An 8239-nucleotide genomic window follows, 5' to 3' on the forward strand; every position below is an offset into this window, starting at 1 on the left:
TGCACATCTACAATTGGGACCAGTGGGCGCAGAAGACGGTGCCGGTGCCGATGGTGACGGGCCATGAATTCGTCGGCACCGTTGCCGATTTCGGCGCAGCGGTCACCGAATACAAGGTCGGCCAGCGCGTGTCGGGCGAGGGCCACATCGTCTGCGGTCATTGCCGCAACTGTCGCGCCGGGCGAGGGCATCTGTGCCGCAACACGCTCGGCGTCGGCGTCAATCGTCCGGGCGCCTTCGGTGAGTATCTGGCTATCCCGCAGCACAACGTCGTGCCGATCCCCGATGATGTGCCGGACGAGATCGCCGCCATCTTCGATCCGTTGGGCAATGCCGTGCACACCGCACTCTCCTTCGATCTGGTCGGCGAGGACGTGCTGGTCACCGGCGCCGGGCCGATCGGCATCATGGGCGCGCTCGTCGCCCAATGCGTCGGCGCGCGAAAAGTCGTCATCACCGACATCAATCCGGTGCGGCTGGCGCTGGCGAAAAAGCTCGGCGTCCAGCATGTCGTCGACGCGTCCAAGGAAAAGCTGCGCGATGTCATGCCGGCACTCGGCATGACCGAGGGTTTTGATGTCGGCCTCGAAATGTCGGGCGCGGCCCCCGCCTTCCGCGACATGATCGACACCATGAACAACGGCGGCAAGATCGCCATTCTGGGCATCGCGCCGACCGGTTTCGAGATCGACTGGAACAAGGTCATCTTCAAGATGCTGCATCTCAAGGGCATCTATGGCCGCGAGATGTTCGAGACCTGGTACAAGATGATCGCGCTGGTGCAGGGGCCGCTGGATGTTTCCGGGCTTATCACGCACCGCATCGGCATCGACGATTTCCAAGCCGGCTTCGATGCAATGCGCAGCGGCAGTTCCGGCAAGGTGGTGATGGATTGGTAGATGCCGCCCTAACGCAGAATTCTGTTTTTCATCAGCCATTTCACGGAGCGGGGCCACGCGTAGTTCGCACCCATGCGAAGATCGGTAAACCCCTCCGAAACATGTTTCCCGGTTTCGGCGTCAAGGATGCGAATGAACATAGTATGTTCTGTTCGGTTGACGCGCGTTACGACGCCAAGCAAGGCAAGCGACGCGCCGTGCTCCTTGGCAATCGGGCCTTCACAACCAGCGCAGTTGCGCAATCCGTGCGGCGCCGTGGCCTGTGTATCCCTCGCCGGCACATCAATTACTGTAAAACGCCCAGACTGGGAGAGCATGTCCTTAGCAACTGTGCTGATTCCGACAGATAGCGCCTGTCATATTCATCCGGGGGAATTATTCCCGCCCCGGCGCTCTTGTCCTCCAATTCGAAAGGGAACACTTCGATCGACATCGGCTTTGTCTGCTGCGCCTGCGCAAATGTGCAGGTGCCTACAAGCAGCGTCACCAGGACACTTAATGTGCGAATGCTCATCGTAGTCCTCCTGTCGGTATGATGGGCATTATACGCGGCCTGACAACGCAAATCACGATTAAATCGAAAGCAATGCTATGCTTCGGGAGTTTCCACGCAGTCTCGCTCGAACTCCGTCGTTCAGAGTGATTGGCTTGATCTTGGACTAACTCTTGCTCGGGACCAGACTGGTCTCCAATGCAGCCAGTCCGCTGGTGATCGCCGTGCGCTCTTCAGCGCTGAGCCTTGCCAGCAAATCCCGTTCGAACGCCTTCGCCAGCGGCACCATCTCGCGATAGGCGGCAAGCCCCGTTCCGGTCAGCGTCAGATGTTCGATACGGCGATCTTTCTCATCAGGTGTCCGCATCAACCAGCGCCGCCGCTCGAGTTCAGCCACGGCGCGTGAAACCTTGGTCTTGTGCATAGCCGATTGCTCGCCGAGTTCGGTCGCAGTCATCGTTCCATGCTGCCCCAGCCCCGAAAGGGTGCGCCATTCCGGCCGCGTCAGGCCATGGCTGTCCTTGTATATCCTCGAAAATTCGCGGCTGACGGCGTCGGCAAGCCGGTAGAGCCGGTAGGGCAGGAAGTTTTCCAGATTGAGAATTTCAGCCGCGTCGGACGCTTCGCTCCTGATCGCCATTTTTCAAAGCCGCCATTGATGGTTACATTTTCGATGGTTACAAATGAAACCAGTTTGGTCAATTGATATCCATTTCGGGAGGAAGCAATGGCCTTTTCCTATATGCCGGGCTTCGGCAACGATTTTGAGACCGAGACGCTGCCCGGCTCGTTGCCGCAGGGACGGAATTCGCCGCAGCGGCCGGCCTACGGCCTCTATGCCGAGCAGCTTTCAGGCTCGCCCTTCACCGCGCCGCGCGGCACCAATGAGCGGTCCTGGCTCTACCGCATCCGGCCGAGCGTCAAGCACACCGGCCGCTTCAAGGCGGCGAGCTATCCCTTGTGGAAGAGTGCGCCCAATGTCGGCGATCATGAACTGGCGCTCGGCCAGTATCGCTGGAACCCGGTGCCGATGCCGAAGGAGCCGACCGATTTCATCGCCGGTATGCGCAGCATCACAACCGCTGGCGACGTGCTCGGGCAGACCGGCATGGCGGCGCATGTCTATGTCGCCAACACCTCGATGGCGGACGATCATTTTTTCAATGCCGACGGCGAGTTGCTGGTCGTGCCGCAAGTCGGCGCATTGCGCTTCGTCACCGAGATGGGCGTCATTGAGCTGCGGCCCGGCGAGATCGCGGTGTTGCCACGCGGTCTGGTCTTCAAGGTCGAGCTGGTCGACGCCGAAGTGCGCGGCTACGTCTGCGAGAACTACGGCGCCAAGCTGACGTTACCCGATCGCGGCCCGATCGGCGCCAATTGCCTGGCCAACCCACGCGATTTCAAGACGCCTTGCGCCTGGTTCGAGGAGAAGGAAACGCCGTGCCGGCTGATCGTGAAATGGTGCGGCAATTTCCATGTCACCGAGATCGGCCATTCGCCGCTGGATGTCGTTGCCTGGCACGGCAACTACGCGCCCTACAAATATGATCTGGCGACCTTTTCACCGGTCGGAGCGCTGCTGTTCGACCATCCCGACCCGTCGATCTTCACGGTGCTGACCGCGCCGAGCGGCGAGGAGGGCACGGCCAACATCGACTTCGTCATCTTTCCGCCGCGCTGGCTGGTGGCCGAAGATACCTTCCGGCCGCCCTGGTACCACCGCAACATCATGAGCGAGTTCATGGGCCTGATCCACGGCCAGTACGACGCCAAGGAAGAAGGTTTCGTGCCCGGCGGCATCAGCCTGCACAATCTGATGCTGGCCCATGGGCCGGATGCGCCTGGCTTTGAAAAGGCCTCGCGCGCGGAGCTGAAACCGGTCAAGCTCGACAACACCATGGCCTTCATGTTCGAGACCCGATTTCCGCAGATGCTGACCCGCTACGGCGCCGAGCTCGAAACCCGGCAGGACAATTACATCGACTGCTGGGCCGACCTGAAGAAGCGTTTCAACGGCACCCCCGAGGGCGACTGGTCTTGAGCACCGAGCCAATGCCGGACCGGCTGGTGCTTTTGGGCTCGAAGGGTGGCCCGGCATTGCGGCCGGGTGGTCCATGGCCGAGTTCGTCGCTGCTGCAGATCGGCGGCCGCAGCATCGTCGTCGACTGCGGCCTTGGCGTGACGCGTGGTCTGGTCGATGCCGGCATCAGCCTGAAGTCGCTCGACCTGATCTTCATCACGCATCTGCACTCCGACCATGTGCTGGAACTGGGGCCGCTGATCCACACCGCCTGGACGGCGGGCCTCGCGACGCCCGTCGGCGTGTTCGGCCCGCCCGGCACCGGTCATTACTGGCGGCGCTTTTGCCAGGCGATGGAGTTCGACATCGAGATCCGCATCGTTGACGAAGGCCGGCCGGATATTCGCGATCTGGTGTCGATCAGCGAATTCGGTGAAGGCCAGGTGGTCGCGCAGGGCGGCTTGACGGTTTCGGCGCTGCGCGTCGAGCATCCGCCGGTGACCGATTGTTTTGCGCTTCGCTTCGAGCATGGCGCCAAAAGCGTGGTGTTCTCCGGCGACACGGCCTTTTATCCGCCGCTCGCCGATTTTGCCCGAGGCGCCGACATCCTCGTCCACGAAGCCATGCTGGAAGAAGGCATCGAGCGACTGGTGGCCAGGACCGGCAATGGTGCGCGGCTCAGAGAGCATCTGCTCGCCAGCCACAGCTTTGCCGAAGAAGCCGGCAGCATCGCAAGCGATGCCGGCGTGAAGAGATTGGTGCTCAACCATCTCATCCCGGCCGACGATTCTTTGATAGGCGAGGCCGACTGGACTGCCGCTGTCAGGAAAACTTGGAACGGCGACTTGACGATCGCCCGCGACGGTCTTGTTGTGGGCTTAAGCAGCGCCAAAGCTGCAGCAGGAGAGGAAACCGCATGAAGCTTGCCACATTGAAGGACGGGACGCGCGACGGGAAACTCGTCGTCGTCTCGCGCGACCTGACACGCTTCACCGACGCCTCGTTCCTGGTTCGCACGCTGCAGGCGGCGCTCGACGACTGGCGGCGCATCGCCCCGCATCTCGCGACAATAGCGGAATCGCTTGAGAACAATGCGATGCCGGCGGAGCGCTTCCACGAACATGACGCCCATTCGCCGCTGCCGCGTGCCTATCAATGGGCCGATGGCTCGGCTTACGTGAACCATGTCGAGCTGGTGCGCAAAGCGCGCGGCGCCGAGATGCCGGCGAGCTTCTGGACCGACCCGCTGATCTACCAGGGCGGCTCGGATTCTTTCATTCCGCCACGTGATCCGATCCGCACGGCTGACGAAGCCTTCGGCATCGACATGGAGGGCGAGGTCGCTGTCATCGTCGACGATGTGCCGATGGGTGCAAGCCTCGAAGAAGCAAAGGCAGCGATCCGACTGGTCATGCTGGTCAACGACGTTACGTTGCGCGCGCTCACCGGACCGGAACTGGAGAAAGGTTTCGGTTTTTTCCAATCAAAGCCGTCCTCGGCGTTTTCGCCGGTCGCTGTGACGCCGGACGAACTGGGTGATGCCTGGGACGGCGGCAAGGTCAGCCTGCCGCTGCTTGCCGATCTCAACGGCAAGCCGTTCGGCCGCGCCAATGCCGGTATCGACATGACCTTCGACTTTCCTGCGCTGATCGTTCATGCAGCAAGGACACGGCCATTGGCCGCCGGCACGATCATCGGTTCCGGCACCGTCTCCAACAAGCTAGACGGCGGGCCGGGCAAGCCTGTCTCGGCCGGTGGCGCCGGCTATTCCTGCATCGCCGAACTGCGGATGATCGAAACCATTGTGTCGGGCGAACCCAAAACGCCGTTCCTGCGCTTCGGCGACACGGTGCGCATCGAGATGAAGGACAAAACCGGGCATTCGATCTTCGGCGCCATCGAACAGAAGGTCGAGAAATACGAGAGGTGAGGGCATGACGGGGGTCTATCTGCTGGCTGGAGTCTGGGCACTCGCCATACTGGCGGTCTTTATCCAGGCGATCCGGCTGAGCTATCGCATCGAGGCGCGATCGCCCGACCTGACCAACCGCAGCGGCTTTCCGCGCAAGGCGATGATGTTCCACACCGTCACCAACATGGCCGTCGCGCGGGACGCGGAAACGCAGAGCATGCGTCGGCGTATGAACTGGTTGCTGCTGATCGTTCTTGCTGGATTTGTCGTTATGTGGGCGGGCTTGTATCTGTCGCGGTCAACCGGATGACGTGATGAGCCTGCCCGACTACCCGCGCAGCATGGCCGGCAACAATCTCTGGTCGAACGACCGACTCTACCGCGCGGTATTGTCTCTTCAGCCCGGCGAAAGAGGTCAAGCGGCTGGGCTTGGGCGATCAGGCCAATACGACGTCATAGGCTGAAAATTGCCGATCCGCGGAGATCAACGTCAGGCCTTCAATTTGGGTCTGCGCAATAAGCAGGCGGTCGAAGGGATCGCGGTGGTGAAGCGGCAGATGTTCAAGTCTCGCCGCGTGTAGTTCGTTTACGCCGAGAATCGGAATCCCGTTCGATCGCAGGAGGTCCACGATGTCGCCTGTGAGCGTCACTTTGCCGAGCGATTTCTTGATGGCGATCTCGGCCACCGAGACGGCGCTGACGATCACATCCTTGCCTGTGAGAAAGATATCGCGATGATGATCCGAAAGACGTGAATCGGCGTTGAGTACCCAAAGCAGAATATGGGTATCGACCAGATATCTGCGGCTCATTTAATATACTCGTCCCATTCGGGACCGAGTTCATCAAAATCATCCGATATCCAAATCTGGCCTTTCAGGGCGCCAAGCAAGCCTTTGCTCCCACCAGCCCGAACGGGAGCGCTCAAGGTTGCGACAACCTCTCCATGTCGGGTCAGATGGATCTCTTCGCCAGCCTGGGCACGTTTCACCAATTCGGAAAGCTGAGCCTTCGCTTTTGCCATGGGGATATTCATAGACGACCTCTTATGACCAGAATTTAGGTCATAATTGGCCGGGCCGCAAGTGAGTTCGATGGCTATTCCGCCGCCTGAACCTTGATCACGCCACGCTTGATCTGGTCCTGCTCGATCGATTCGAACAGCGCGCGGAAATTGCCTTCGCCAAAACCTTCGTCGCCCTTCCTCTGGATGAACTCGAAGAAGATCGGCCCGATCACGGTTTTCGAAAAAATCTGCAGCAGGATCTTGGTCATGCCGCCGTCGACGACGCCTTCGCCGTCGATCAGGATGCCGTGCTTCTTCATCCGCTCGATCGGTTCGTCATGGCCGTTCACGCGGTCATACGACATGTCGTAGTAGGTTTCAGGCGGGCCGGGCATGAACTTCAGCCCGTTCTCGGCCAGTCTGTCGGTGGCCTCGTAGATTTCGTCGGTGCCGACGGCGATGTGCTGGATGCCTTCGCCATTGTACTTCTTCAGGTACTCGGCGATCTGGCTGGTCTCGTCCTTGGACTCGTTGAGCGGAATGCGGATCTTGCCGCAGGGCGAGGTGATGGCGCGGCTGACCAGGCCGGTGATCTTGCCGTCGATGTCGAAGAAATGGATCTGCTTGAAGCCGAACAGGTTGCGGTAGAAATCCCACCATTTGTCCATCTGGCCGCGATAGACATTGTGGGTCAGGTGATCGAGATAGTAGAAGCCGACGCCTTCCGGCCGCGGGTCGCGCGCACCCAGCCACTCAAACTCGGCGTCATAGGCCGAGCCCTTCTTGCCGTAGGTCTCGATGAAATAGAGCAGCGAGCCGCCAATGCCCACGATCGCCGGCACGTCCAGCGCCTTGTCGGCACCTTCGTAAGGTGTGGCACCCTTGGCAACGGCATGATCGAAGGCGTGTTTGGCGTCGACCACCCGCCAGGCCATCGAGGCGGCGCAAGGGCCGTGCTTGTCGACGAACTTCATCGCATGCGAGCCGGGTTCGGCATTGACGACATAGTTGATGTCGCCCTGGCGCCAGACGGTGATGTCCTTCGTGCGGTGCTTGGCCACCGCGATATAGCCCATGCGGGTGAACAGCTCAGCCAGCTTTTGCGGCTCCGGATGCGCGAATTCGACGAACTCGAACCCATCGGTGCCGGCCGGGTTGTCCTTGCTGATCCTGGCGGGCGGGGCGTCGTGCGGGAAGGGACCCATAATATTCCTCCGAAAGCTGGCCTGGCCTGAAAAGGCGATTTGACACGATGATAACGCGGAGGAGGCGCACGGTGCTTGCATTCAAACGCTTGAAATGATGATGTCATGCGTGAAGCGTGCATGATGTAAGGGAAAGCCATGGATGAGGCGCGCATTGACCAGTTCGACCGCAAGATAATGGCACTGTTGCAGGGTGATGCGCGGCTGACCAACAACGATCTTTCGGAGCGGGTGAACCTGTCGGCGTCGCAATGCTCGCGCCGCCGTCAGCGGCTGGAGGAGGACGGCTTCATCAGGGGCTATCGCGCCGTTCTCGACCGCGACAAGCTCGGTTTTTCCCTGGTCAACGTCATTTCGGTCACGCTCGCCACCCACAATCGCGACAATGCAAGGCGCTTCGGCGAACTGGTGGCGCGGCTGCCCGAAGTGCAGGAAGCGCACGCGCTGACCGGCGAGATGGACTACATCCTGAAAGTGGTGACGCCGGATCTCAAATCATTGTCGGAATTCGTCAACGGCGTGCTACTGCCGCACGAATCCGTGCAGCACGTGAAGACGGCGATCGTGCTGGAGACGCTGAAGGAAACCGGCGCGCTGCCGATTTAATCTGAGCGGATATCATTGATACGTCGGCAGGCCAGAGGGGGTGTGAAGGATCGCCAGCCTAATGACGGAAGGGCCGTTCAACCCTTCGACTGCTGGAT

General features: G+C 60.6%; 11 protein-coding genes and 1 pseudogene. 7 read left to right on the plus strand and 5 right to left on the minus strand.

Translation table 11 applies throughout. The features are described 5' to 3' along the window. On the plus strand, positions 1-899 hold an 899-nt coding region (gene tdh, locus EN955_RS32455; protein ID WP_127223538.1), incomplete at its 5' end, for an L-threonine 3-dehydrogenase. Between the two features lie 286 nt (positions 900-1185). Here the strand turns inward: tdh and EN955_RS34985 are convergent. Both EN955_RS34985 and EN955_RS32465 read right to left on the minus strand, forming a co-directional pair. Further along, a complete protein-coding gene (locus EN955_RS34985; RefSeq protein ID WP_024505604.1) occupies positions 1186-1413 on the minus strand; it encodes a hypothetical protein in 228 nt (75 codons plus the stop codon). A gap of 145 nt (positions 1414-1558) precedes the next feature. Continuing rightward, positions 1559-2032, minus strand: coding sequence for a MarR family transcriptional regulator (locus EN955_RS32465; RefSeq protein ID WP_024505603.1), 474 nt, complete (start codon positions 2030-2032; stop codon positions 1559-1561). 87 nt (positions 2033-2119) lie between these two features. Here EN955_RS32465 and hmgA point away from each other — a divergent pair, with 87 nt between their 5' ends. The 5 genes and pseudogenes from hmgA to EN955_RS35745 form a co-directional block, all read left to right on the plus strand. Then, on the plus strand, positions 2120-3433 hold the full coding sequence (hmgA, locus tag EN955_RS32470) for a homogentisate 1,2-dioxygenase (RefSeq protein ID WP_024505602.1): 1314 nt from the start codon (positions 2120-2122) through the stop codon (positions 3431-3433). Between the two features lie 11 nt (positions 3434-3444). Further along, positions 3445-4332, plus strand: a complete 888-nt coding sequence (locus EN955_RS32475) for an MBL fold metallo-hydrolase (protein ID WP_032899759.1) — start codon at positions 3445-3447, stop codon at positions 4330-4332. Next, entirely contained in the window at positions 4329-5342 is a 1014-nt protein-coding gene (locus tag EN955_RS32480; RefSeq protein ID WP_013532316.1) for a fumarylacetoacetate hydrolase family protein, read from the plus strand. Before EN955_RS32475 ends, EN955_RS32480 begins: the two co-directional genes overlap by 4 nt. 4 nt (positions 5343-5346) lie before the next feature. Continuing rightward, positions 5347-5634, plus strand: coding sequence for a hypothetical protein (locus tag EN955_RS32485; protein WP_024505600.1), 288 nt, complete (start codon positions 5347-5349; stop codon positions 5632-5634). A gap of 4 nt (positions 5635-5638) precedes the next feature. Further along, positions 5639-5734, plus strand: a pseudogene (locus tag EN955_RS35745) (damage-inducible protein DinB); the annotation flags it as partial. Positions 5735-5761: 27 nt separating this feature from the next. Here the strand turns inward: EN955_RS35745 and EN955_RS32495 are convergent. The 3 genes from EN955_RS32495 to hppD all read right to left on the minus strand — a co-directional run bounded on the left by EN955_RS32495 (position 5762) and on the right by hppD (position 7535). Beyond that, a complete protein-coding gene (locus EN955_RS32495; RefSeq protein ID WP_024505599.1) occupies positions 5762-6136 on the minus strand; it encodes a type II toxin-antitoxin system VapC family toxin in 375 nt (124 codons plus the stop codon). Further along, positions 6133-6360: a type II toxin-antitoxin system prevent-host-death family antitoxin gene (locus EN955_RS32500; protein ID WP_013532313.1), complete on the minus strand. Its 228-nt coding sequence runs from the start codon at positions 6358-6360 to the stop codon at positions 6133-6135. Before EN955_RS32500 ends, EN955_RS32495 begins: the two co-directional genes overlap by 4 nt. Before the next feature lie 62 nt (positions 6361-6422). Further along, positions 6423-7535, minus strand: a complete 1113-nt coding sequence (gene hppD, locus EN955_RS32505; protein ID WP_024505598.1) for a 4-hydroxyphenylpyruvate dioxygenase — start codon at positions 7533-7535, stop codon at positions 6423-6425. 138 nt (positions 7536-7673) lie between these two features. Between hppD and EN955_RS32510 the strand changes: the two genes are divergently transcribed. Continuing rightward, the gene (locus EN955_RS32510) at positions 7674-8141 is read left to right on the plus strand and encodes an Lrp/AsnC family transcriptional regulator (RefSeq protein WP_013532311.1); all 468 of its coding nucleotides are present in this window, start codon (positions 7674-7676) and stop codon (positions 8139-8141) included. Positions 8142-8239 lie beyond the last annotated feature (98 nt).

This window comes from Mesorhizobium sp. M7A.F.Ca.CA.001.04.2.1, from assembly GCF_003998485.1.
Lineage (GTDB): Bacteria > Pseudomonadota > Alphaproteobacteria > Rhizobiales > Rhizobiaceae > Mesorhizobium > Mesorhizobium ciceri.